This is a genomic window from Synechococcus sp. R50.1, from assembly GCF_047462115.1.
Lineage (GTDB): Bacteria > Cyanobacteriota > Cyanobacteriia > Thermostichales > Thermostichaceae > Thermostichus.
Map to the genome: position 1 here is coordinate 34,849 of NZ_JANSIN010000005.1, position 24,062 is coordinate 58,910.

General features: G+C 57.7%; 19 protein-coding genes, 1 pseudogene and 1 riboswitch. Of the genes and pseudogenes, 5 read left to right on the forward strand and 15 right to left on the reverse strand.

The features are described 5' to 3' along the window. Positions 1–3 precede the first annotated feature (3 nt). Positions 4–1,854, reverse strand: coding sequence for an NAD(P)H-quinone oxidoreductase subunit F (locus tag NW870_RS02550; protein WP_414373754.1), 1,851 nt, complete (start codon positions 1,852–1,854; stop codon positions 4–6). A 72-nt stretch (positions 1,855–1,926) separates the two neighbouring features. Continuing rightward, positions 1,927–3,177: a lipid-A-disaccharide synthase-related protein gene (locus NW870_RS02555; RefSeq protein WP_414344716.1), complete on the reverse strand. Its 1,251-nt coding sequence runs from the start codon at positions 3,175–3,177 to the stop codon at positions 1,927–1,929. Between the two features lie 68 nt (positions 3,178–3,245). On the opposite strand from NW870_RS02555, the gene NW870_RS02560 reads away from it, so the two are divergent. From NW870_RS02560 to NW870_RS02570, 3 genes are all read left to right on the forward strand, one after another. Next, positions 3,246–3,581, forward strand: coding sequence for a hypothetical protein (locus tag NW870_RS02560; protein ID WP_011433411.1), 336 nt, complete (start codon positions 3,246–3,248; stop codon positions 3,579–3,581). 109 nt (positions 3,582–3,690) lie between these two features. After that, the gene (locus tag NW870_RS02565) at positions 3,691–4,737 is read left to right on the forward strand and encodes a thiamine phosphate synthase (protein ID WP_414373755.1); all 1,047 of its coding nucleotides are present in this window, start codon (positions 3,691–3,693) and stop codon (positions 4,735–4,737) included. A gap of 219 nt (positions 4,738–4,956) precedes the next feature. Further along, entirely contained in the window at positions 4,957–6,480 is a 1,524-nt protein-coding gene (locus tag NW870_RS02570) for an AAA family ATPase (protein WP_414373801.1), read from the forward strand. 109 nt (positions 6,481–6,589) lie between these two features. Here the strand turns inward: NW870_RS02570 and NW870_RS02575 are convergent, their stop codons facing one another. The 5 genes and pseudogenes from NW870_RS02575 to NW870_RS02595 all read right to left on the reverse strand — a co-directional run bounded on the left by NW870_RS02575 (position 6,590) and on the right by NW870_RS02595 (position 12,167). Then, complete coding sequence (locus tag NW870_RS02575) at positions 6,590–7,255, reverse strand: J domain-containing protein (protein ID WP_414373757.1); 666 nt, start codon at positions 7,253–7,255, stop codon at positions 6,590–6,592. 39 nt (positions 7,256–7,294) lie between these two features. Beyond that, positions 7,295–7,393, reverse strand: a pseudogene (locus NW870_RS02580) (J domain-containing protein); the annotation flags it as partial. Between the two features lie 263 nt (positions 7,394–7,656). Next, positions 7,657–9,189, reverse strand: coding sequence for a leucyl aminopeptidase (locus NW870_RS02585; RefSeq protein ID WP_414373759.1), 1,533 nt, complete (start codon positions 9,187–9,189; stop codon positions 7,657–7,659). A gap of 81 nt (positions 9,190–9,270) precedes the next feature. Then, positions 9,271–10,596 carry an FIST N-terminal domain-containing protein gene (locus tag NW870_RS02590; RefSeq protein WP_414373761.1) on the reverse strand — a complete coding sequence of 442 codons (1,326 nt, stop codon included), beginning with the start codon at positions 10,594–10,596 and terminating at the stop codon, positions 9,271–9,273. Positions 10,597–10,688: 92 nt separating this feature from the next. Next, positions 10,689–12,167 (reverse strand): LysM peptidoglycan-binding domain-containing protein, encoded by a 1,479-nt coding sequence (locus tag NW870_RS02595; protein WP_414373762.1) that lies wholly within the window; start codon positions 12,165–12,167, stop codon positions 10,689–10,691. A 547-nt stretch (positions 12,168–12,714) separates the two neighbouring features. Here NW870_RS02595 and cysS point away from each other — a divergent pair. Further along, entirely contained in the window at positions 12,715–14,328 is a 1,614-nt protein-coding gene (gene cysS, locus NW870_RS02600) for a cysteine--tRNA ligase (RefSeq protein ID WP_414373763.1), read from the forward strand. Positions 14,329–14,520: 192 nt separating this feature from the next. Here cysS and NW870_RS02605 read toward each other — a convergent pair whose 3' ends face one another. From NW870_RS02605 to NW870_RS02635, 7 genes are all read right to left on the reverse strand, one after another. Then, a complete protein-coding gene (locus NW870_RS02605) occupies positions 14,521–15,354 on the reverse strand; it encodes an ABC transporter ATP-binding protein (RefSeq protein WP_414356827.1) in 834 nt (277 codons plus the stop codon). A gap of 360 nt (positions 15,355–15,714) precedes the next feature. Next, positions 15,715–17,133: a CmpA/NrtA family ABC transporter substrate-binding protein gene (locus NW870_RS02610; protein ID WP_414356818.1), complete on the reverse strand. Its 1,419-nt coding sequence runs from the start codon at positions 17,131–17,133 to the stop codon at positions 15,715–15,717. 162 nt (positions 17,134–17,295) lie between these two features. Further along, entirely contained in the window at positions 17,296–18,045 is a 750-nt protein-coding gene (gene ntrB, locus NW870_RS02615; protein ID WP_414373765.1) for a nitrate ABC transporter permease, read from the reverse strand. A gap of 235 nt (positions 18,046–18,280) precedes the next feature. Next, a riboswitch (cyclic di-AMP (ydaO/yuaA leader) is annotated at positions 18,281–18,422 on the reverse strand. Positions 18,423–18,568: 146 nt separating this feature from the next. Further along, entirely contained in the window at positions 18,569–20,104 is a 1,536-nt protein-coding gene (locus NW870_RS02620; protein ID WP_414373766.1) for a S10 family peptidase, read from the reverse strand. An 84-nt stretch (positions 20,105–20,188) separates the two neighbouring features. Beyond that, the gene (locus tag NW870_RS02625; RefSeq protein ID WP_414356811.1) at positions 20,189–20,782 is read right to left on the reverse strand and encodes a hypothetical protein; all 594 of its coding nucleotides are present in this window, start codon (positions 20,780–20,782) and stop codon (positions 20,189–20,191) included. 201 nt (positions 20,783–20,983) lie between these two features. After that, positions 20,984–22,006 (reverse strand): thiamine-phosphate kinase, encoded by a 1,023-nt coding sequence (thiL, locus tag NW870_RS02630; RefSeq protein ID WP_414356809.1) that lies wholly within the window; start codon positions 22,004–22,006, stop codon positions 20,984–20,986. A 114-nt stretch (positions 22,007–22,120) separates the two neighbouring features. Then, positions 22,121–22,771 carry a class I SAM-dependent methyltransferase gene (locus tag NW870_RS02635; RefSeq protein WP_414373803.1) on the reverse strand — a complete coding sequence of 217 codons (651 nt, stop codon included), beginning with the start codon at positions 22,769–22,771 and terminating at the stop codon, positions 22,121–22,123. A gap of 116 nt (positions 22,772–22,887) precedes the next feature. Between NW870_RS02635 and NW870_RS02640 the strand changes: the two genes are divergently transcribed. Beyond that, on the forward strand, positions 22,888–23,103 hold the full coding sequence (locus NW870_RS02640) for a hypothetical protein (RefSeq protein ID WP_414356808.1): 216 nt from the start codon (positions 22,888–22,890) through the stop codon (positions 23,101–23,103). Between the two features lie 24 nt (positions 23,104–23,127). Here NW870_RS02640 and NW870_RS02645 read toward each other — a convergent pair whose 3' ends face one another. Next, positions 23,128–23,982 (reverse strand): ABC transporter permease, encoded by an 855-nt coding sequence (locus NW870_RS02645; RefSeq protein ID WP_414356806.1) that lies wholly within the window; start codon positions 23,980–23,982, stop codon positions 23,128–23,130. Between the last annotated feature and the right edge of the window lie 80 nt (positions 23,983–24,062).

The following is a 24,062-nucleotide window of genomic DNA, read 5'->3' on the forward strand; positions in this document are numbered from 1 at the left end:
CCATCAATAGGCCAACCCCAAATGGGGCGAACGCAGTAGCCAAGCTGTAACCAACACCATCCCGATGACAATCACCAGCACATAGAGTTGCATCCGCCCCGACAGGGTGTACTTGAGGGCTTCGCCGCTGAAGAAAAAGGCCAGGCTCACCCCGTTCACCAAGCCGTCCACTCCGTTGCGATCCAGCCACTCCAATCCGCGGGAGAGGGCGCCGACCGGTTGCACCACCAGGGCTTGGTAGAGGTGCCCCGTGTAAAAGTCGTGGGCCAGCAGATCCTGCAACTCCGGCCAGGGCAGATATACCCTCCGTTGGTCCCCCCAGTACAGCCAGCCGCCAATGGCTGCCCCCACCAGCCCAGCAGCCGTCAGCAGAGCCGCCATCCACCTCAGCTGCGGGTTCCAGTCGGGATAGAGCCCCCAGCGCCCCAACAGCCAGGGCATGAGCAAGGTTTGCACCGTCAGGATGCCCATGGGCAGAGCCATCAACCAGCCCACCTCAGGGGCCCGGCGGGTTTTGGGTTGCGGGGATCCCAAAAAGACCAGGCCAAACACCCGCGCCAGGTTGAGAGCCGTCAGCCCGTTTACCCACAGCAGCACCCCCACCAGGGCCGGTTGCAAAACGCCGTACACCAGCGCCAGGCGGGCCAGCGTCCAAAAGCACCCCAGCGGCAGCAGGGCCACCATCCCCAGGGATCCCACCGCAAAGGCGGCAACTGTGGCCGGCATGCGGCTGCGCAACCCTCCCAATTCCGTCAGGTTTTGGGTAGCGGTGGTGTAGATGAGGGATCCCACCCCCATAAACAGCAGCGCCTTAGCCAAGCCGTGCATGAGCAGCAGCTCCAGGGCCAGCTCCGGCTGCTGCATTCCCACTGCCACAAACACCAACCCCAAGTAGGCACTCGTGGAGTAGGAGAAGGTGCGTTTGATATCGATTTGCGCCAAGGCCACCAGGGATCCGCCCAGGGCTGTGATCGTGCCGATGGCCACCAAGACCCCATTCGTAATCGGCGACAGGGCCAGTAGCGGTTGCAGCTTAATCAGCACAAAAGCCCCGCAGGCCACCACTGCCGAATTGCGCAGGATCGAGGCCGGGTTGGGCGCTTCCATCGCCTCGTCCAGCCACAGGTGCAGCGGAAATTGAGCGCATTTGCCCAAGGGCCCCGCCATCAAGGCCAAGCCCATCCAAGCTGCCCAGGTGGGATCCAAGCTGGCCGTAGCCGCCCAGTCCCGCAGGTCAGAAAACGTCAAGGCCCCAGAAAAGTTGGAAATTGCCACCACCCCCATCAGCAGCAGCAGATCCCCTACCCGCTTGGTTAAAAACGCATCCCGCGCCGCCGTCACCACCAGAGGCTGGGCGTACCAAAAGCCCACCAGCAAATAGGTGGAAAGGGTGAGCATCTCCAGCAGGGCATAGCTGAAAAACAGCGAGTCACTGAGGGCGATCCCTGTCATTCCCCCCTCGAAAAAGCCCATCAGGGCGGCAAAGCGACCCAGGCCCCAGTCCCTATCCAAATACCCCAGCGCATAGATCTGGGCCAGCAAGCTCAAACCGCTGATCCAGACGACGGCCCCCATTGTCAGGGGCGAGATCTCCAAAGACAGGGTCAAATCCAGATCGGCCACCCGAAACCAGGGGTAGTTCAGGATCTGGGGATCCCGACCCCAAACCTGCCGCAACAGCCAAAGGCCATGAGCAAAGGCGGCAAAAGTCAGAAGGATGTTGAGGTAAGCTGCCGGACGCGGGCCACTGCGCTTGACCCACCCCGTTGCCCAGGGAATGGCCAAAGCTGTTCCCGCCCACCCATAGCAAGGGATCCACCAACTGCTCTCCAACCCCAAAAGGTTTGACATCATTAAATTCTAAATAAAACGGAAAACTGGATCCAACGGAAATCAGTCAGGCTTTTGAATCGCTCGTTCTCTATTTCACGATATACCTGGCTCGAACGGTTCCAAAACCGGGCCGGATGGCTTGAGCCAATCTCGAAGTTGAGCGGCAATGCGCCGGGCGGCCCCTGGGGATCCCATGCGGCGGCGTCCATGGGCCCGCAACTCAGCCGCGTAGTTGGGATCGGCGGCCAGGCGTTCCAGAATCCGGCCAACCACGGCGGGAGCCTGCTCCACTGAGGTCAGGTGGACGGCGGATCCCAAAAGACGAGTCTGTGCTTCGGCAAAGCGCGGGGTAAACTGCGGTCCCTCTCCCGGCAGGGTCACCACCGGTTTTCCCAAGCCCACACATTGCTCGGTGGCCGTTCCCGCCATGGCCAGCACCACCGTTGCTCGTTGGGCACAGGCGCCGAAGTCCCCCCAAACCAGAAGTACATCGCTGCGCTGAGATGGGATCCGAGCCTGAAGCGGGTCTCGTTCCAGGTTGGGGCTGAGGGCAGCATAGACTTGCAGCTCCGTTGGGAGCCGCTCCACCACCTGCATCATCAGGGCCCAGTTGCGATAGGCTTCCGGCGGACGGGATCCGGGCAAGAGCAGCAAGGCCGGTCGGTGGGGATCCAAAGGCAATGTCCCGCGTGGCTCTAGGCCATCCATCATCGGGTTGCCCAGGTAAAAGGCCCTCAGGCCCCGTTTTTGCAAAGCTGTAGCCGTCAGCTCATCCCGCAAAAAAGAACCCAGGCAGCGTCGGTGGGCCATCAGCCAGCGCTCCCAGGGCAGGTAATCGGAAATCGGCTGCCCAAAAGGGATCCAGGGGCGTCGGTAGGGCCCCCGTTCATCTCGCCAGTAATAGTCCGACTTGGCCGTGCCCACAAAGACGTAGGGGATCCCGCTCCACCACGCCATCAGCAAGGGCACAATATCCCCCACGGCCAGCACCAGGTTCCTCTGGGCTGCTGCCCGCCGAACCAACGCCAATTGCCGCCCCGTCAGCCCCAGCAAACCGGCCCGCAAATCCCGCCACAACTGCCGCCAATCCTGATAAATAAACCCCCCCGACGGCATCACCTGGGCAATGGGCAGCAGGGGGATCCCTTGGCGTTGGTAGGCTGTCCCTTCTCCCACAATCGGCAAGGCTTGCACCGGGATCCCCAGTTGGACTAGGGCAACAGCAAGGCGACTGCCCACCTCATCTTCCCCGTGTCCATTGCTCAGACACAGCACCTGCGGTGGATTCGTTGGATTCCATTGGGTTTCCACAGCTTGCCGTAGGCGCAATCTGGGCTGAATCAAGAGGGATCCCCCAGCTCACCAGAAATCTCCTCATAGAATAGAGCCAATCCAAGAGGGGAACCCGGGAGATGATCCGAAATGAGCGACAACGAGCCGAACTGATTGCAGCGGTAGAGGCCCTTCAGCTGGAAGGCCCCTACTTTATAGAAGAGCGCCTCGCCCGCCATCGCGGCCCTTTCTTGCGGGCAGTGAAAGATGTGCCTGTAGGGGGAACTTGGTGGGAGATCCGCTACTTTCCCGCCTGCGAGCGCTATGCTTGGGCCTACTTGCCGGAAGGGGCCGGCCCACGGGCCTTCGCCTGGGGACACACGCCGCAGCAAGCCTTTCTTAACGCCTTATGGCATCACCCTCTTTCTCCTCAGGGCCAAGGACAGCCTCAGGGAAACCATTCCGATTTACAGTGAATTGACTACTCTCCACCCTACTGACTTGCTTCCGGCTAAGGGTAGGACGGGGCTTTAGGCGCATTTTTTTGGTAAAAATTAAGCAACTCTCTTCCCACGTATAGGGAACATGAAACCCCAGGCCGTCGCCCGTATTCTGGATGCCAACCTCGATCGAGCTCGTGAAGGACTACGGGTATTGGAAGAATGGTTTCGTTTCGGCCTGGAAGAGGGAGAGCTCTCTGCCGAATGCAAGGCCATGCGCCAAGCCCTAGCCCGCTGGCACAGCGATCCCCTGCGTTTGGCCCGCGATACCCCCGCCGATCCAGGCACCCAGATCTCCCACCCCCAAGAGGAGCAACGGCGGGATCTCCGCCACCTCTTGCAAGCCAATTGCAGCCGTGTGCAAGAAGCCCTGCGGGTGTTAGAAGAATACGGCAAGTTGGCCGAATCCCACCACTGGGTGGCCCCTGGCCTGGCCAAGCTGGCCAAAGGCATGCGCTATCGGCTCTACGTCTTGGAAAGTGAACTGCTGGGCGGATCCCTGCGGCAGCGTCTCCTGGCAGCCCATCTTTATTTGGTGACCAGCCCTGTGCCCCACTGGCTAGAGGTGGTGGAAAAATCCCTGCGGGGCGGGGTGACCCTGGTGCAATATCGCCGCAAAAACCTCCCCGACGGCGAGATGCTGCGGGATCTCAAACAGCTGCGGCAGCTGTGCAACCGCTACCAGGCGCTGATGATCGTCAACGACCGGGTGGACTTGGCTCTGGTCAGCCAGGCAGATGGGGTTCACCTGGGCCAGACGGATCTGCCGGTCGCCCAAGCTCGGCACCTCCTGGGATCCCAGCGGCTCATTGGCCTGTCCACCACCAACGCCGAAGAGCTGGCCCAAGCCCTGAACAGCGACGTGGACTACATTGGCGTCGGCCCCGTTTACCCCACCCCCACCAAAGCGGAGAAACCCCCCGCCGGCTTGGAGTATGTGCGCCTGGCTGCCGAGAAAGCCCACCTGCCCTGGTTTGCCATCGGCGGCATCGATCCCCACAACCTGCCCGAGGTGCGTCGAGCTGGGGCCACCCGTGTAGCTGTGGTGCGGGCTTTGATGGAAGCTGCCGATCCCACCCAGACAGCCCGCACCATGCTGGCCGAACTGCAAGGGATCCCTGCCCTATCCTAAAGATCAACCGTGAAGCTCAACCGTGAGCATTTTGCTGCTTATTGGCTGTTCCAATCCAAATGGTTTCTGAACAAGTGAGAGGAAGATGAAGTAAGGATGTTCTAAACTCCAGAGGCGATGACAGAAGCCGCAAGAAAAACAAATCCAGACAGCAGGGATCCTGCCCTGGTCGAGATCCCGGCGGAGCTGCAAGCAGGGCTGGTGACAGAGCTGGATTTGATGATCCGGGCCCGCTACCCCCTGGTTTACTTGGTCTCTCCAGAAGAAGAGCCTGCCGATGCCGTGCTAACCCAAGTAGCCAGACGGACAGACCCACCGCGGCAATTGTTGTTCTGGGACTTGGTGCGGGGCTGGCAAGATACAGGCGAGGATCGGGGCTCCATCATGGCAGCTCTGGGGCGGGTGTGGCGCTCTGCCCCCAACGAGGACACCCTGTTTGTGCTGCGGGATCTGCACTTTGTGTTGCGCAACGCCAGCAGCGACAAAAACGCTCCCATCATCCGGGAGCTGAAAAACCTCAGCCGCGAGCTAAAACGCACCCGCAAGATGCTGATCCTGCTCAGCCACACCCTGGAAGTGCCCAGCGACCTGACGGAGGAGATCACCGTCGTCGATATTCCCCTGCCCAACAGCGAAGAGATCAGCCGCCTCATCCAGCTCTATGTGGCTCCAGATAAGCTCAAGCTTACCCCTCTGGCCCGCGAGCAACTGGTCAAAGCCTGTCAAGGGCTGAGCCGAGAACGTATTCGCCGCGTTTTGGCCCGCGCTTTGGCCGCCAAGCAGGAGGTCAATGAAGCCGATATCGACCTGGTGCTGGAGGAGAAAAAGCAGGCCATCCGCCAAACCGGCATCCTGGAGTTTTTCACCGCCCGCGAGACCCTCAAAAGTGTGGGGGGCCTGGATAACCTCAAGGCCTGGGTGCGAGTGCGGCAAGAAGCCTTTACCGAAGAGGCGCGGCGCTATGGCCTGCCCAACCCCAAAGGCGTGCTGCTGGTCGGGATCCAGGGCACCGGCAAATCCCTCTCCGCCAAGACCATCGCCAATGAGTGGCGGCTGCCCCTGCTGAGATTGGATGCCGGGCGGCTGTTTGCCGGCATCGTCGGCGAGTCGGAAAGCCGGGTGCGGCAGATGATCCAACTGGCGGAGGCGATGGCCCCCTGCGTGCTTTGGATCGACGAGATCGACAAAGCCTTTGGCAACATCACCAGCAGTGCCGATGGAGATTCTGGTACCAGCCGCCGGGTGTTTGGCAGCCTGATTACCTGGATGCAGGAGAAGACCAGCCCCGTTTTCATTGTGGCCACTGCCAACAACGTGCCGCTGCTGCCGCCGGAGCTGTTGCGCAAGGGCCGCTTTGACGAGATTTTCTTCTTGAACCTGCCCACCCAGGCTGAGCGCAAAGAGATCTTCCGGGTGCATTTGCAGCGGTTGCGCCCCAGCCGCCTGCGGGAGTTCGACCTGGAAGCTTTGGCAGCCGCAGCTCAGGATTTCAGCGGGGCCGAGATCGAGCAAGCCATTGTAGATGCCATGTACAACGCCTTTGGGGGCAGTGGCAGCGGCGCCCGGCGGGACTTTACCCAAGAGGATATCCTGCAGGCCATCCGCGAAACCGTGCCCTTGGCCTCGATTGCCCGCGACCAAATCGAGAGTCTTAAGTGCTGGGCTGCTCAGGCGGGCGCGAGAACGGCCTCTCAAGATGCCCAGGTGCTGCAGGAGATGAAGCAGTGTTTTGCCTCTTCCTAAGATCAAAATTCAAAATGGGTAAAATCCACCTCCAAGCCCAAATAAAGCAGCTAGTATGCCAATACCCACAGCAACTCCAGCCGCTATCTTCAAGTTTTCTTCTAGGCTTTTAGCATCTGCCTTTTCCTTCATTGCAGTTAGCAAAAATAGCTGATCCTCCCCACTCAGCCCACTTATAAAATGGGGATATAGATTCGATAGGGACAGCTTTAAAATGATCGATCCTACTTCTACAGTGAAGCTCAAGCTGGGAAAGCTTCGAGTTCCTATCTTTCTCTATCTGGGCTATTACTGATTTTGCCTCTTCCTGTAGCTTCTTAGCGCTCTCAACTTGCGACTTGCTATATCCTTTATCAAAAATGGCCATAAAAAGACTAATAACTGAGATTAGAAAGAGCACAAGCCCGATTGAGCTACTTAAGGCACCAATGAACAAGCTCAGGACTAAAAGCGAGAGGGCACCCAGTATAGTGTCACTTTTGGTGGCAAAGGTATGATCAATTTTAGCTTCCTCTTGTTTTATTCCGATAGAGATCAAGTTTCTCCTTAACTCAGACTTAACTTGCTCTACTCTTTGGTTATAGTTGGCCTCGATGTTTTTCTTACGACGTTCTATCTCTTCTGCAGCTTCCTTTATCTTGTCGAAGTCAAAGGGCCAAGGTTTGCCATCTTGTGTGCTGTAACCGCGTTCTGCTTTTAAGTCTTGGTCATACCCGCTCCCTTTTGTGGGCGAAGTCTGGGAAAGCCTTTGGGAGTCATAGGCTTTTCGCTTCACAGGATCACTCAGGACCGAGTATGCTTCCTGAATAGACTTAAACTTTTCCTCAATGTACTGCCGCCCCTTAACAGGTGTATCTGGGTGAAGTTTATCGGGATGGTATTCTTTGGCAAGCCGCCTGTAGCTCTCTTTAATTTCTTCTAGCTTCTAGAGTTGCATTGGGCTGTAATTCCAGCTCGCGGTAAAGGTCTTTCATGGGAGGATCCGGCGCAGGGGGCCTTGTGCCAGCTACTTTGATGCGGGGATCCTATTCCCTGAGGGGAAGCCTTGCAAAGTGCTACTCAATACCTAGACTCTTTTTTAAGCCTATTTTAGGGATCGGACAGCTCCAGCCAAGCAGCCCTTGGCTCCTCCCTCAGTAGATGCTTTTTCAAGGCCCAACGTCCAGAAAGGCGGGGTTATGAGCAAGCTGCTGCGGCTTGCCGCGCCAAGACCCACTCCACCAGGGTGCGCACCCCATAACCGGTGGCCCCTTTGTTGTTGTAGCCTGCATCCTTCTCTGTCCAAACGGGGCCTGCTATATCCAGGTGGGCCCAAGGGGTTTTCTCCACAAACTGCTTCAGGAACAGGGCAGCGGTGATGGATCCCCCTGAGCGGGGGCCGGTGTTTTTCATGTCGGCCACAATGGAGCTAAGCCCCTCGAAGTAGCCTTCTTCCAGCGGCATGCGCCAGATTTTTTCGCCGGAAAGGTTGGCAGCTTGCTGTAGCTCCTGGGCCAACGTCTCATCCGGGGTGAACAAGCCGGCAATTTCTTCCCCCAGGGCAATCACACAGGCACCGGTCAGGGTAGCCAGATCGAGGATGGCATCGACGCCCAGCTTTTCCGCAAACACCAGGGCATCTGCCAAGGTGAGGCGGCCTTCTGCATCGGTGTTGTTGACCTCAATGGTCTTCTGGTTAGAAGCGGTGAGGATATCCCCTGGGTGGATGGCATGGCCGCTGATCATGTTTTCCGTGGCAGCGACGATGAAGTGCAGCTCCACTTGCGGCTTGAGGGCGGCTAGGGCCCGTGCAGCTCCCAAAACTGCCGCTGCTCCCCCCATGTCGGTTTTCATCATGGCGATGCTGCGGGAGTCGGTTTTGATGTTCAGCCCACCGGAATCAAAGGTCAGCCCCTTGCCCACCAGGGCCAATTTGGTAACAGGATCCCCTTGTGGCGGCTTGTAGGTGAGGTGGATAAACTGGGGCGGCAGGTCAGAGGCTTTGGCCACACCCAAAAAAGCCCCCATCCCCAGAGCCTCGCATTCTTCCTGTCCCAAAATCTCCACCTCTAGACCATATTCCTGGGCCAGTTGGCGGGCGGTATCGGCCAGGGCGAGAGGAGTCACAATGTTGGCGGGGGCAGCCACCAATTCCCGAGCCAAGATGGTTCCTGCCGCCATCTCAATGGCCCGCTGCAGCGCGACTTCGTAATCGGGGCGAGCCTGGGCCAGCCCCGGCACCAAAAGGGTTACTTCCTGCACAGAAAAGCTGTTTTCCTCTTCCCCTTTGGCTGAGGATTTAAACCGATTGTCCCGGTGCGCCACCAGTAGGCAGGCTTCGGCCACCGCCTGAACCCCACGCACCCGATCCAACCCCGTCTCCGGCAAAGACAGCATCACCTGCTTGGCTTTTAAGCTGTGAGCCTGGCGCAGGCCGTTGGCTGTGGCCCGTCGTAGGGCTTCTAGCGTTAGGGCCGCGGGATCCCCTAGCCCCACCAACACCAGTTTGCGGATCTCTCCTGTCAGGCGCAGGGCAACACTGCTATTCGGCTTCCCCTGAAACCCCTGCTCCTGAACGGTTTCCGCCACCAGCCCTGACCACGCCTTTTCATCCCAAGAGGCGATCTCAGGGGGCAGAGGAAAGCGGCCATTCCCGCCGGAAGCGGCAAAGCAATAGACCAGGGCACATTCCCCTTGAGTGAGTGGCGGCTCGCTAAGATGAAGCTGCATGAGAAACCCTTGACCAAGCTGTTGACAGCAGATCCTCAGTCTATCTAATTTTGCCGGCTCTTAGGGCAAGGGATCCCCCCTCTAGTGGGCGGGCCGGAAGATCCCGAAGCAGGAAGTGTAGCCGTGTAAAAAGGTGGATCCCCCAACGGGGCCGATCTCACCATTGCAAAAGAACCCCCCCAAGGGCAGCTCTCCAAGCAATTCCCGAAACCGTTGCGAGTCAAAATCGGGAGTGCCGTACAGGCCCTTGCCTCGCCCCAAACAGGAGAACATCAACGCCCCACAAGGCTCCGGCCTCGGTTGAGAGGGGCTTTGCCTCAAGTTGCGCTCGGCACAATAGCGGCTGAGGGCCCAACGCAGATCTTCTGCCGAAGTCTGGGCATCCCGCAGATGAAATTGCACCGTCTGGCCAGGGCGCACCTGATCCCCGATGGCCAGCGCCCCCACGCGCGGATCAACGCCCAAGATTACGCGAATGAGGAAATCTCCCGGCGTCGGCTCCGACTTGAACTCATCCATCAGCAGGCCGATGAAGAGAGAGTGGCGGGCCAATCGCTGATCCACGGGACTGAGCCGCTCTGCCAAGTCCTGCAAAACCGCTAGAGGAGGGCGACCCTCCAAGCCAAGAATCACATTCCCCTCTGCTTCCGTCACCCGCAAGGGATCCCCAATGGGGCGACACCCCTGGGCCACCACTGCATCCAGCACCACATTGCCGTAGAGCGCTAGCCCCACTGTGCCCTCTCGATACAGCTCCCGCCGAGGTGTGAGGGTACGCGCATCCAGCAAAAACAGAGCATTGCCCCGAGGGCCGCGGCCCCCACTGGCCAATCCCCCCACTTTGACGGATCCCGGATAGGCGAAATCCAACCCCTGCAGCAACTCTGAGATGCCAGAGGAAAATCCATCGGCCAAGAGCAGAAAATGAGGCTTGCTCTGCGGCGAAACCCCAACACAATCGACCCAGGCAGAAGGAGCCGCATCCAAGTCTGGCAATTGGTTCCCCCGCAGATGAAAAGGATGCAGCACCACCTCCGGCATGACCGCCAAAGACAAGGAGAGAGCCGGGCCATCCTCAATTTCATGCCCGCCACCCACAATGCCACCCCCGGAGCAGCCGATCAAAACGTCCACCTCCAGCAGCCCCGACAGCAATGGCAACACCCGGATGTATTCGCTGGCAAAGGCCGCCGACACAAACAAAACCCCCAGGTTGGGCCGCAGAGGCTGAGCGGGAACATACCCTGTCAGCAGCCCCGGCAAGCTGCCGGATCCCACCGTCTGCACCTGCCGACTCAAGGCACTTTTCAGCTGGGCCGCCTGAAGCTTGGCCTTGGCTTCCTCCACCACCTGCCGCAGAGCCGCTTCTAGGGAAGGGAGCTGGGAGAGCGCGTTCACCCACTGCATCGGCGTGTTCCTACGGTCTGGAGTTTGCTGTTTTTAGGCTAGCAATTTATGGCCAGGCTGGCTGTTCTGTGTAGTCTCGCTTTGGGACAGGATCAGGGCAGATAGGGCCGGGGATCCACAGGCGCGCCCCCGCCGGGGCGGACTTCAAAGTGCAGATGCGGCCCTGTGCTCCAGCCAGTGCTGCCGCGGCTCATGATTGTCTGCCCCTGCTGCACGTACTGGCCTGTGGAAACGTAAATCTGATGGCCGTGGGCATAGCGAGTAACAATTCCGTTGGGATGGCGAATGTCCACTCGATTGCCGTAGCCATCCCCAGCATTCCCCGCGAAGATCACCACTCCCTCCTGAACGGCTACAATGGGGGATCCCACGGGGCCAGGAATATCTACCCCTGCATGAAGGCGACCGCGACGGTAGCCAAAGCCAGAGGTGATTTGCCCGGAGACCGGCCAGACAAACCCACTGCTGCGAACCTGGGGAGGGGCTGGAGGGGGCGCTGGCGGAGCCTGTCGGGCGGGAGCTGGGGTGGGCTGCGTACCCGGCGCCGGAATCGTAAGGCGTTGGCCAATGCGCAGCCAGTGGGGATTGCGCAAGTTGTTGGCTTGAATAATGGATCGCTGAGTTACCCCATAGCGGGCGGCGATCCGTTCGATGGTGTCACCAGCTCCAACTGTGTGGGTCAGGGATCCACCGGCCAAGAGGGCCTGCCGTTCTTGTTCCATTTGCTGGGCCCGGCGTTGCTGCTCCGCCTGTAATCGAGCTTGGGCTTCGGCTTGGCGTTGGGCTTCCTCCTCTTGCTGGCGGCGCTCTTCCTCTTCGCGAGCTTTCTGGGCAGCGATCATCTCCTTCTGACGCTGGATCAACTCGCCCACATCGCCGGGGATGAGCAGGCGTTGGCCAATGCGCAGATATTCCGGGCGCTCCAGGGGAGTCGCTTCGATGATCCGCTGCTGGGGAACTTGGTAGCGGTTGGCAATGTCCTCCAGCGTGTCTCCCTGCTTGACGGTGTAGATCAATCCCGGTTGGCTGGGGATCAGCAGCTTCTGCCCCGGCTTCAGCTCAGTACTGGCCTGAATACCGTTGGAGACGGTGATGGCAGCCGCGTCGAGCTGATACATCTGGGTCAGTTGCCAGAGGGTTTCCCCCGGCTGAATTTCATGCTCCAGGATGCCTCTAGGCCCTTCTCCTGTCGGGATCCGTCTTTCTGCGAAAGCTTGGCGCAGTTGCTCCCTTTTCTGCTCGTAGTTTTGCTGCAGAGCGCCAGATAGCGTATGCACAGAGGGTGGGATCGGCTCTACAGCCGGAGATAGCGATCCCCAAGGGTGGCGGCTCAACTGTCGCTGCTGTAGGGTGGCGACCCCGGCTAAGCCCAGCATCAGCAAAAGACCGGTGGCCCAAGCCGGATATCCCCGACGCGCAGGAGCAGAATCCCCCGGCTCTGGATGGGCTGTCTCAGGCTCGGTTGGGCACCTGGGGGTGGCCGGCAGCTGCTCTTCCCCAGCTTCTGCGCAGGGATCCGCCTCCAGCTTCAGAAGCCATACCAGGCCCGTTAAGCTGAGAGAGAGGGCCAAACCAACCCATCTTGGCTTCGACCGCCCAGAGATAGGGGCTGGAGCCCACTCCAGAAGATAGGCTTCCTCGGCAGATGAATCCGCAGAAGTCCAGGACTGTTCTGAAGGGATCCCCTTTGGGGGTGGGGGGAAAAGGGTGCTCACGGCAGCACCGCGGAAATCCGGCTCCCCCTTTTGGGGACTTGGGAAAGTGGGTTTTAAAGGCATCCTCACACCAACAGGCTGACACTAGAGTGCAAGAGAAGAAGATGTCAAAATGAGGGGCACAAGCCCCTTGGCACCGAGCACCCCTGGGGTGACTCAAGCCGGAGTGGAGTTCGCTAATGAACAGGCTGACTCGCACTCAGGTTAGAGTACCGTAGTTAACAAATCTAGACAAGTCTTGGCAGATAATTTCAGCCAAAATGCTTGTCCCACAATGGTTCCAGCCCTTGGCCCGTTGAGATTTTGTCGAGCCTTATCCGATTCAGGATAAAATGTGCCATCGTACTTTTTTGGAAGACAAAGCCTGTTTTGCTGTAGCTGAAACTACAAACTAGGGATATCAATGGATTTGGTTGTCTACAACACATTGACTCGCCGCAAGGAAGTGTTTCAGCCGCTGGCAGCAGGTGGATCTCAATCCGTTTCCGTCGGCAATTCCCAGGGATCTGCAGCTCCAGTTGCGGAGGAGAAGCCCCTGGTGCGGATGTATGTCTGTGGTGTAACGGTTTACGACCTCTGCCACCTCGGCCATGCGCGTACCTACGTGGTTTGGGACATGGTGCGTCGCTACTTGGAGTGGCGCGGCTACCGAGTGAAGTATGTGCAGAACTTTACCGATGTGGACGACAAGATCCTCAAGCGGGCGTTGGAACGTGGCGAATCGATGCAGGCGGTGGCGGAGCGCTTCATCGCCGAGTATTTCCGAGATATGGATTGCCTGAACATCAAGCGGGCCGATCTCTACCCGAGGGCAACCCAATCGCTGCAAGCCATGTTCCAGTTGATCCAATCTTTGGAGCTCAAAGGCTTTGCCTACCGGGTACGGGATCCGATTCGACACCAGACCGACCCGTCTTCCCTCCTGCAAGCGGGACACCAGCCAGAGACCCCCACCTCTATTCAGTACTCTGTTTACTACTCTGTCCGCAAGTTCCCGGATTACGGCCAGCTATCCGGTCGAAAACTGGAGGAGATGGAGGCGGGAGCCAGTGGCCGGGTAGGAGAAGAAGGAGCTGAGAAACAGGATCCCTTCGACTTTGCCCTTTGGAAAGCGGCCCCCCCTTCTGAGCCGGGGTTTGCCTCCCCTTGGGGTTGGGGGCGACCGGGCTGGCACATCGAATGTTCCGCCATGGTGCGGGAGACCCTGGGAGATCACATCGACATTCACGCCGGCGGGGCAGATTTGATTTTCCCCCACCACGAAAATGAGCTGGCCCAATCGGAGCCAATCACCGGCAAGCCGATGGCCAAGTACTGGATGCACAACGGTTTTCTCAACATCAACGGCGAGAAAATGTCCAAATCTTTGGGCAACTTCACCACCCTGCGACAGGCCCTCGCCGTCTATCACCCCATGGCCTTGCGGCTGTTTCTGTTGCAGACCCACTACCGTAGCCCCATAGATCTCACCGAGGCAGCCATGCAGGCAGCCAGCCGTGGCTGGGAAACCCTCCAGAAAGGGATCCACTGTGCCCAGCAATTCTGCAAAGGAGAAAAGGGATCCCCTGATGCTGAGGCCATGCAAGCCTTTCAAGCTGCCATGGACGATGATTTTGGCACCCCTGGAGCGCTGGCTGTCGCCTTTGAATTGGCCAAAGAACTCACCCGCGAACACAACCTGCTCACCCATCAAGGCCAAACCCACCTAGAGCCTCAGGCCCTGAGGCAAAAAAGCGCCGCTCTGCTGGAGATTTTGGCTACTCTGGGATTCTGTTGGCCCTCATTCTCCGAATTCGAGGGATCCACAGAAGCAGCTACAAACGGGGAACTTCACTTTGAAAAGGGAGAGAACCAACTCATCCGAGAAGAGCAGATCGAGGAGCTGATTGCGCAGCGCTCGGCAGCCCGTAAGGCGAAAAACTTTTCAGAGGCAGATCGCATTCGGGATCAGTTGAAAGCCCTGGGCATCACCCTCATCGATCAAAAAGATGGCACCACCCGTTGGCTGCGAGAATAGGGGTTGCGGAGCACTTCTCAGACCTATAGTCACTTCAAGTCAAGAGTGAAACTGTCCCGTTGCCTTGCTTCCCAGCTTTTCTCTTCCTTGGGCCGGGGGTGGTTGCGGAAGCGGCGCAGAGCAGTCGGGAAGTGTCTCAACCTAACTTGTAACCATAAAAGTGAGCCCGTTGGTTGGGCTGTCACTTTCAGGCTATGACTTGTAAGATCTTTCCAAGAAATCCAAGGCGTGATTCCTCAGTTCGTGATAGGTTTTCATCTCGCGCAAATCATGACGACTGGGGCGTGGACGCGGCAGGTTGACATTTAAAATCTCGGCAATCCGGGCCTTGGGGCCATTGCTCATCAAAACAATTCTGTCTGACATATAGACGGCCTCATCGACATCGTGGGTAATCATGATAACAGCCTGGCGGTGTGTTTCCCAAATACCCAAAACCTCTTCCTGAAGTCGGCGTCGAGTGAGGGCATCCAAAGCTCCAAATGGCTCATCCATGAGCAATAACTTTGGCCGAATTGCTAAAGCCCGAGCAATTCCTACCCGCTGTTTCATCCCCCCAGAAATTTGATCGGGATATTTGTCGGCAGCCGCCTCCAGATGAACCAAGCGGATGTGCTCTTCGGTGATCTGCCGCCGCTCTTGACGGGATTTGGTTTTGAGCACCTCATCCACCGCAAGCTGAATGTTGTCCCGCACCGTTAGCCACGGCAACAATGAATATTGTTGAAATACCATCATCCGCTCGGCTCCCGGCTTGCGAATCGGCTTGCCCTCTAGGGTCAGGGATCCCTCCGTTGGTTGCTCTAGCCCTGCCACCAGTTTGAGCAAGGTGGATTTACCGCAGCCGGAATGTCCAACAATCGAGACATATTCAGTTTCACCTACGGTGAGATCAATGCCATCGAGCACCACCAAATCCTGCCCACGCGGATTCCGATAAGTTTTCACCACCCCTCGGATATCTAAGAAAGTATCTGATTTGGTTTGGAGACTTAAGCCCTGAGTAGCAGAAACTGGGTAATCCATGAAAAACCTCTCCTGATCGATCAATCAACATTGACAAGTAAGCCACGGGTCTGAACAAGATATAGCTTTTCCAATAGATCCCCATTGCAAGAAACGGGCAGCCGGAAAAGATTGAGGTGGATAAAGATTTGGATTCGATTGAGTTGACTTATCTTTTGGCTGTTGCAAAGTCGATCGTAAAAAAGAGAAAATGATAATAACTGCTGGCCTCTCATGGCAAAATCTCCGGTGGTAGAAAATTACAGGAAACATTCATAGGTTAAAGGCTGGGTTTTGTGAAAAAGGCTTGGCAAATGATGCTTGCAGAGCTTATCCCCTAAGCTGTTTTGTGGCTTTATCGAGAATGGGGTTTGTTAGACATCAGGATCGGCCTCCATAAGCTGTAGTGCGTATCCCCGGAAAAAACTGTAAAGGACGATTGGCGCGGATTTCGAAGCTATTGAGGTAACCCACGGGATCGCCGGGATCAAAGGCTTTGCCATCGATAAATACCTCCTCTGGCTCCACCTTAAAATCCTCAGCAGGGCAAGGGATCCCCATTTCAGCGGCGATCTCCCGATACAGATCGGTGCGCCATGCTCGCCGGATCTGCTCCTCCACATCAGCAGGGATCTCGGCGATTTGGTTCCAACGGGCCGCTTGAGTGACCAGCCAGAGTCCCTGAGATTGCCACAGAAACGTGGAGTGATCATGCTCTGGGTGAGGTAGATCCTCAGGCATCCGAAAAAACAAGGTACTGTCTGGCATCTGGCGAGTCCGGTCTTGCCCATCAAAGCCGCCATAGTTGTAGTTCCCCACAATGGCAGGTCTGGTGTAGCGCAGGGGAGCACCTGTGTAGGCGCGGGCCGAAATCAACTCCGCCACCTCCTCCCGGTGGTCATCGCAATACCGACAGGCTTCGATCATCGCCATCACCAACGAGCGGTAGGTGCGGGGGTTCTCCTCGATAAAGCTCTCCATCACCGCCAATACTCGGTCGGGATGTCCACGCCAGATCTCTTTGCCGTGGGCGAAGGTGAACCCCACTCCCTCATTGCCCGCAATGGCACGGGTATTCCACGGCTCTGCCACCATGTAAGCTTGCATGGATCCAATGCGGATATGAGTCACCATCTGTGGCGGGGGAATGATAATGATGCGGAACTCGGCCATGGGATCGATCCCGGCTGCCCCTGCCAGATAGCGAATGAAGTACTCGTAGATGGCGGAACTGAGCACTGTTGCCCACAGTCGCCGCTCGACGGGCAAGCTCTGGAAATACCCACGAAAATCCCGTCCGAAGAACTCCAGATCGCCGTCGTATTCATACCAAGGTCGTAAGCCGTAGTCCCACATAGCGCGGTTCATGGTCATGGCGTTGCCATGGCGATGAATGGTCATGGCCGCACACAGGGGAACCCGCCGCGCCCCTTCTGCCCCTAGGCGGGCATTGGTCACTGCTCCCGCCACCACCGGTGAGGCGTCCAAGCGTCCGAAGATCACCCCATCGCGAGAGTTGGCCCAACTGGACTCGCGGCTCAAGCGCACATTCAACCCATATTTGCGAAAGAAACCTTTCTCATAGGCCACGGCAAAGGGCGCACAATCGTTGACCGGCACATAGCCCACCGTTAAATTGGGTTTTTCCAGGGATCCAGGATCCACCACCGGCTCGATATCGGCAGCCTCCACGGCTCTGTATCCTTTGGCCGCTAGGATCCCGGCCCCCACAGCCCCCAAGCCCTGCAAGACTTTTCGGCGGAAATACAGTTTTGCACCACCTTCGGCCAGAACTTTCATGAAAAACCCTCCGATGGATAAGTCTGGTCAGGCAAGCGTCGCGTAGCAGAGATGGAGCAATGTGCAGATCTGACAAACAAACTGATCTAGGTCTGAAAATTTCTAAGAGCGAAGCTCATTATTGACATCAAGAAGAACCGAAAAAGAGAAAATCACCCGGCTTTAGGTCTGGGTTGCCGGTCGGTGGGTCACCCAGGTTTGAATTCGTCGCAAAGCCAGATCCAGCACCAGCCCCGTTGCTCCAATCAGCAACACCGACAGGAACACCGCGCTCAAATTGAGACGGTTCCATTCATCCCAGACAAAAAATCCAATGCCAATGCCGCCGGTCAGCATTTCGACAGCCACAATGACCAACCAAGCAATACCCAAGCTGATGCGCAAGCCCGTAAAGATGTAGGGTAGGGCGGCAGGCCAGATGATCTTGAGGATCCGTCGCCAACGGGGCATCTCCAGCACCAGCGCCACATCCAGATAGTCCTGAGGCACACTGGCCACCCCCAAGGCCGTATTGATGAGAGTTGGCCACAGAGAGGTGATGAATATCACGAAAATGGCTGCGGGATCCGCCGAATTAAAAATAGACAGGGCAATGGGCAGCCAGGCTAGCGGAGAAACCGGCCTCAAAATCTGGACAATTGGGTTAAACATCGCCATTGCCGATGGCGACATTCCAATCCAAAACCCCATAGGAATGGCCACCACTGCGCCCAGCAAAAAGCCAATCAAAACTCGCCGCAAACTCGCCAATAAGAGCCAGCCAACGCCCAAATCGCCCGGCCCACGCCGATAAAATGGATGAAGAATGTAGTCGAGATTGTCAACAAAGGCTTGTGGCGGAGTGGGCACCAACTCACTGCGAAAAAGAGCGACAACCCACCAAATTGCCAGTAGCAGGGCAAATCCGGCCATTGGCAAAATGACCTGTTCTCGCCAAACGTACCTTTGGATCCAAAAACTTCCCCTGCGACCGATAGCCACAAGTTGAGAGCGGTTCTGCATGTTGTTTGGTAAGGTGAGGAGAAGTGGGAAGAGTAAGCTAAGCAGCCGCCAGAGGGGGGTAGAAAGTGCCGATGGCAACCCTCAACCCCTTGGAAGGCATCCAGTCGATGTACGCAAAATCCCTCTAGGGCAGACGTACAGCTCTGTAGCCACCTCTTAGTGCCGACGGGGTTAGCTGACGGGCTAGAGCTAAGAGATGCTCTCCCTGGCGTTTGCTCAGAGTAAGCCCCCGAAATGGTTCCCCCGCTCTTGTTCAAAAACTGAACAGGATTAGGCTGGCCAACATGGCTAGATGCTATCAGGGCTGATTCTCGATGTCAAGGCAATGCAATTTTATCCAATTTTATCAATATATGTATATGCAATGTATATGCAAACCTGCTGTGGCAAGTCTCTCGGCTAAGGCTTCCAAGAGCCTCAATCCTCCAGTTGCTTAGCGCAGAGTTTGCAACTCTGAGCCCGAAGCCGTTTTTGAGTAGAACGCACGCATTTCTGTAAACCACTCCAATCGCGAGGGATCCCAGGTGTAGAACATGTGTCCGCCGCGATAATGACGTAGGGTGAGGTTGGCCTTCAACCGCGGATCCAACTTCATCAAATCCACCAGGTGATTCGAGGCAAAGTAGGGCGTGACCAGGTCGTAAAAGCCATGATGAATGCTCACCCGCATGTGGGGGTTGAGGGCCATGCTGCTGCGCAGCTCGTCCATTGCCCCGATGAATCCTTGCTTAAACTCTCCTTTTGGGGTGAACCGCCAGGACTTGAACACCTCCAGGTTCAGTAGGTGATAGGTCAACTCCGTTTCTACTTGCAAGGTCTCCCGCAAGTGGCTGTTGATGGCCGCCGTGAACAAGCGATCTAGCCCATCCAAGGTGGGATCGGATCCCTCGAAGGTAGGCCGATCCGGAAAGGGATCCACCGTGGTTACAGAAGCATCGTAAAGCCCCAGCACCAGTCGCTGCGACCGCAACAGCTCGCGGGCAAAACTGGCGATATCGATCCGCCCGCCTTTGTGGGCCACATACTCTGGAGATAAGCCGATCCCTGCCGCCATCTCCTGATACACCGCTTGCCGTTCTGCCTCTGGCATCGCCTCTCCCATAGCCAAGAGGGGCAGCAGACGTTGCCGGGCAAAGCGTTCTGCTTTGGGCAGCAGGATCTGCAAATCCTCCCCCCAGCCACACCGTCCATGATGAGCTGCTGTAGCTACGTAGGAAGGGAAAAGCGTTGCCCAAGTGCTGAGGTTGTAATCGTTGGTCTCCAGCAACCCAAACTCAAGTGCAGGCGAGATGAGAATGGCCCCCGACAAGCCTACGCCAAACTTGGATTGCAGCTCCTTGGCCAGCCGCGCCACCCGAAACCCACCGTAGCTTTCGCCGGCAATGAAAATGGGGGAAAGCCAGCGTTTGTATCGGGAAAGGAAGCCCTGAATGAACTCGCCCAAGGATTGCAAATCCCGTTCCACATCCCAGAAAGGTGATTCCTTAGGAGGCTCCTCCGCCTTGGCATCCGGCTGAGGGGGCTTGGATGCCGGATCGGATTTCTCCCGGGAATCTTTGGGGTCTTGAGAATCCTTAGGCAGGGCGCGGCTGAACCCCGTCCCCACCGGATCGACAAAGACCAGATCGGAAAAGGGCAACCAACTTTCGGCATTGTCCACCAGCCGCACCGGGGAGGGGGGCAAACTGCCGTTGGGCCCGAAGCAAATCCGTTTGGGCCCCAGCGCTCCCATGTGCAGGTAGGCAGAAGCTGCCCCAGGCCCACCGTTGAACACAAAAGTGAGAGGGCGGTGCTGAGAGGCGGAGTCTTGCTTTAGATAGGCGACGTGAAAGATCTCGGCCACCGGCTTTTCCCGCTGGAAAAGGGTCTGCCAACCGGCCAGCGCTTGGTAGGTGAAGCTTTCCTCTCCAGCCGTAAACCTGTGCTCGGTGGAGGAGAGGGGGGAAGTGGGCTTAGATTCAGTAGCCATGAAAACAGGGATCCGCAGTCTGATCCCCAGTGAATCACAAGTTGCCGACCCTCAACACTCCCAGAGGAATCTCCAAACGGCACCTCACAAAGTCAGCGGAGCTTCCAAAGTTAGATTGAAAGATTGGCCGGGGCGCAGCACCACCACCTGGGGAGCGGTAACATTGCCCACCACCACTCCGGTCACGGCGCCTCCTAAGACATTGCCCACCGAGACTCCGCCCGTGATCGCCCCCAAAATGGCCCCTGCGGCTGCCCCAATGGCTGCATCTTGAGCAATGGCCTCAGCCGAATACTGACGGGGATCCTTTTCGTCGTGGAGGATGTTGGAGGAAGCCCGCAGGCTGTAGGTACGACCGCCGAGAACAATGGAAGTGCCGACAAAGCGGGATCCGCCCGGTGCAGGTTCCATCTGTCCAAAAATGCGGCTACCCGCCGGGATCACCAAGCGCCCCTGGCTGTCAAAAATGTTCTGAGTAACGGCCACTTCCAGGGGATAGACGGTGTCGGGATAAAAGTATTGCGGCCCTTCGCTACTCAGGCTGCCGACCGGGATAATCGTCCCCTGCTCAAGGCGGTAGGCACCCAATTCAAAAAGCGGCTGAGCCGAACTGGGCAAGGGGGCCAACGCAGGGATCCCGGCCAGGCCAAGAATGGCTGCTGTTAAGATAGCTTTCATGAGTAGAGTCTCCAATGCTTCTCCAAGTTCTGCCGAGTTCTGAGCAGTTGCCTGAAGCTATTCCAAGTCAATTTGCTTCCTTGTCTCAGCTTCTCTCCATTTCTAGGTTATCGAATCCTTCCTAGGGCTTGTTTTCTCCCACAAGTCGATTTGTTTTCAACTGTTGGCAGTTTGGGTGGCCATCCTGCAGCACAACTTCTCTCAGAAATGCTGGAAGGCTTGTTGACGGCTGAGGGCCTGCCCGTCCTTCAGCCAGACGGTTCCCTGCGGATCCCAGCCTGTCACTTCTCCAATCCAAACGGCCCCTGGCAATTCTTCCAACAGATGCTTGGCCACCGACACCTCGGCACTGAGGAGCAGCTCAAAATCTTCGCCCCCATAAAGCGCCCACTCCCAGGCTTGGGCCGGGAAAGCCTGCCGCAAAGCTTCTGAAATCGGGATCCGCTCCACCTCGATCCTCGCCGCCACCCCGCTGGCCTGACACACCTGCACCAGGGCATCTGCCAAACCGTCGCTGGTATCCATACCGGCAATGCGCAAGGGATCCGGGATCCCTTCCAAGAGGGGCACCAGATCCAGGCGCGGGCGTGGGTATTGGTGAGCCCTGATCAACTGCTCGCGCTCGGCTGCCGTGGCTGAGGATCCCTGTTCAGGATGGAGAAGCAGCTCCAAGCCTGCCCGCGCATCTCCGTGGGGCCCTGTTACCACCAGCCAATCGCCGGGTTGAGCCCGTCTGCGCTGAATGGCCCGCCCCGGCTGCACCGATCCCAGGGCCGTGATCGCCACGAACCGATGCGGCGACCGACACAGATCCCCTCCCACCAGTTGGCATTCCCAGCGGGCGCAACAGTCCCGCATCCCTTGATAAAGCTCCTCCACCCAAGCAACCGGTGTGGAGCCCGGCAAGCCCAAACCCACCACCAACGCCTGCGGACGGGATCCCATCGCGGCCAGATCCGACAGATTGGCGGCCACCGCGCGCCAGCCCACCGCATGGGCCGGGGTCGTCAGATCGCTGAAGTGAACTCCCTCCACCAACACATCGGTTGTCACCACCAACTGCCCCTCCGGAGCAGCTAACACCGCCGCATCGTCTCCCACCACCTGGGCCGGACAGTAGCGCTGCACGATCTGCAGCAGCCCTGCCTCCCCAATTGCCGAGATGGGTAGGGGGGAAGGATTGCCGTTTTGTGGGGAAGAACTGTCAGAAAGACCGGAGAACAAGACAGACCTCTGAGGGTAGCGAGGATAACACAGCTGCAAGATCTGGTGGATGCTGGAGTCTTGTTGGATATTTCCAAGGATCCCGCCTGCACGCCACAGGCAAGCTGGAGAATTCTACCCCGCCGCCCGCTGTCCAATCAGGGCATAGAAGGGATCCCCGCCTCCGCCTGCCCAAAAGCCCAGCCAACCTATAGGGGCAGGCCGCTGGATCACCTTCACCACCGCAAACCCTGGCACCGACTCAAAATAGCGCCTGACCAACTCCACTCGCCCCGCCTCAGAGTTGTCCCGCCAAGCCTGGATCGCCTTCTGGAAAAACATGCGATTGGAGAAGCTGACGATGAACAGGCCCTGGGGCTTTAGGATGCGATACACCTCGGCAAACACCTGCTCTGGCTGCTGCAGATATTGCACCGAGACCGTGTTTAGCACCGCGTCGAAGGATTGATCAGGGAAGGGCAGAACTGGGTTTTGGTTCAAGTTTTGGATGAAGAAGTGATCCAGCCGGGGGTTGGCCGCCAGTTCCTCAGGGTTCATCCCATGCCCCTCCACATGGGCAAACTCCATCTCAGGTGGCAAATGGGAGACCCAACTGCTCATCAGATCGAGAATGCGGGTCTGGGGCCGCAAATGCTCGCGGTATAGATCGGTGAGCTGGCCGATGAAGCCAGAATCCACATGAGTCACGAAGCGAGGATAGCTGTAAAAGAGGGCATCGTCGCTGGGATCCAACTTGGAGCGCTGCCAATCCTTGAGCACCACCATGGCCAAACGGTTGCAAATCTTAATCAAAGCTAACATTTTGGAAGCTTCGGAAAAGGGGTGGGCGTGATACCTTAGCAGAGCAACAGTGGCCATTTCGCGAAGGACTCTTTGCCGTGATGTCTGTGTCTCACCCCTCTTCAGCGGCTCCTTCTTCTTCTGGGTCTAACTTTGGCCTGCGGGAGTACGTAACCGAACTGCAGCTCCACATGGCTCTGCAGGCTCGCAGCCTTACTCCTTCTCTCAGCGTTTCCCCAGCCCAGGACAGCCCCCTGGCTCTGGTGCAGCAGGCACAGGCGGCTATGGAGAAGTCCGCTTCCCGCCGATGGCTTTGAGGGGCACAGCCTGGGCAGAGAGGCTCAGGCCAAACTTTTGCGCAACACCCCCTGCACCAGCAGAACCGACACTACGACAAACCCCGTCAAGAGGCCCAGGGATCCCGCCAGGGTGAGATCGCCCCAGGGAGCCTGCAGCACCACATCGGCCCAGCTCCAGCTATCGCTGCGGTAGACATGGCGAATGGGCTCGATGGCAAAGGTGAGGGGGTTGAGGCTGGCCACCCAACGCAGCCAGGTGGGCATAAAGCTCAGGGGAGCCAAGGCCGTGCTGGAAAAGATCAGGGGCAAGTTGACCAAAAAGATGAAAGCCAGCAATTGCTGGTGCCCCGGCATGGCAAAGGCCAAGCCCAAGCTCAGGGCCGTGAAGCCCAAGACCAACAGGCCCACGATCAAGGCCACCACCGCCAAGCCTGGCCCGTCGGGGATCCCGGCCCCAAGGGCGTAGTCTGCCCCCACAATGACTGCCGTCTGCAGCAACGCCAAGCTGACGATAAACAGGCTAGAAGCAAGAACAATGGAAAAACGAGAGGTGAGGGGAGCCACCAACAACCGGTTCAAAAAGCCAAATTCTCGGTCGAAAATCACCGGCACTCCGGCATTCAAGGCTCCACCAAAAGCCGTAAACACGATGACTCCCGCCCCCAAAAACTGGGTGTAGTTTTGTCCGGCCCCGAAAATGCCGGCAGGAGCATTCTGAAACAAGGCTCCAAATAGAATCAGCCAGAGCAACGGCTGGATAATGCCAACCAGCAAGGTTGTGGGGCGACGCTGCAGTTGGATAAACAAGCGGCGCGTGAGGGCGAAGGTCTCCTGCCAAAAGTCAGCCGTCAAAAGGGGGATCGGGTTAGATTGAACCGGGGAAGAGGCAGAGGTCATACCCAAGCTCCTGTAGAGTTGTGATCAATGAATGTGTGATGAATGAATGCAGTATCTAATCCATCAACCAATACAACCAA

Bases quoted from the DNA above. Each gene is read 5' to 3' on its own strand.
- ntrB (WP_414373765.1), bottom strand. From the start codon at position 18,045: ATGGCCGGATTTGCCCTGCTACTGGCAATTTGGTGGGTTGTCGCTCTT.
- NW870_RS02560 (WP_011433411.1), top strand. From the start codon at position 3,246: ATGATCCGAAATGAGCGACAACGAGCCGAACTGATTGCAGCGGTAGAG.
- NW870_RS02565 (WP_414373755.1), top strand. From the start codon at position 3,691: ATGAAACCCCAGGCCGTCGCCCGTATTCTGGATGCCAACCTCGATCGA.
- NW870_RS02550 (WP_414373754.1), bottom strand. From the start codon at position 1,854: ATGATGTCAAACCTTTTGGGGTTGGAGAGCAGTTGGTGGATCCCTTGC.
- NW870_RS02590 (WP_414373761.1), bottom strand. From the start codon at position 10,596: ATGCAGTGGGTGAACGCGCTCTCCCAGCTCCCTTCCCTAGAAGCGGCT.
- NW870_RS02640 (WP_414356808.1), top strand. From the start codon at position 22,888: ATGTCTGTGTCTCACCCCTCTTCAGCGGCTCCTTCTTCTTCTGGGTCT.
- NW870_RS02635 (WP_414373803.1), bottom strand. From the start codon at position 22,771: ATGGTGGTGCTCAAGGATTGGCAGCGCTCCAAGTTGGATCCCAGCGAC.
- NW870_RS02585 (WP_414373759.1), bottom strand. From the start codon at position 9,189: ATGCAGCTTCATCTTAGCGAGCCGCCACTCACTCAAGGGGAATGTGCC.
- NW870_RS02605 (WP_414356827.1), bottom strand. From the start codon at position 15,354: ATGGATTACCCAGTTTCTGCTACTCAGGGCTTAAGTCTCCAAACCAAA.
- NW870_RS02570 (WP_414373801.1), top strand. From the start codon at position 4,957: ATGATCCGGGCCCGCTACCCCCTGGTTTACTTGGTCTCTCCAGAAGAA.
- NW870_RS02620 (WP_414373766.1), bottom strand. From the start codon at position 20,104: ATGGCTACTGAATCTAAGCCCACTTCCCCCCTCTCCTCCACCGAGCAC.
- NW870_RS02625 (WP_414356811.1), bottom strand. From the start codon at position 20,782: ATGAAAGCTATCTTAACAGCAGCCATTCTTGGCCTGGCCGGGATCCCT.
- NW870_RS02610 (WP_414356818.1), bottom strand. From the start codon at position 17,133: ATGAAAGTTCTGGCCGAAGGTGGTGCAAAACTGTATTTCCGCCGAAAA.
- NW870_RS02645 (WP_414356806.1), bottom strand. From the start codon at position 23,982: ATGACCTCTGCCTCTTCCCCGGTTCAATCTAACCCGATCCCCCTTTTG.
- cysS (WP_414373763.1), top strand. From the start codon at position 12,715: ATGGATTTGGTTGTCTACAACACATTGACTCGCCGCAAGGAAGTGTTT.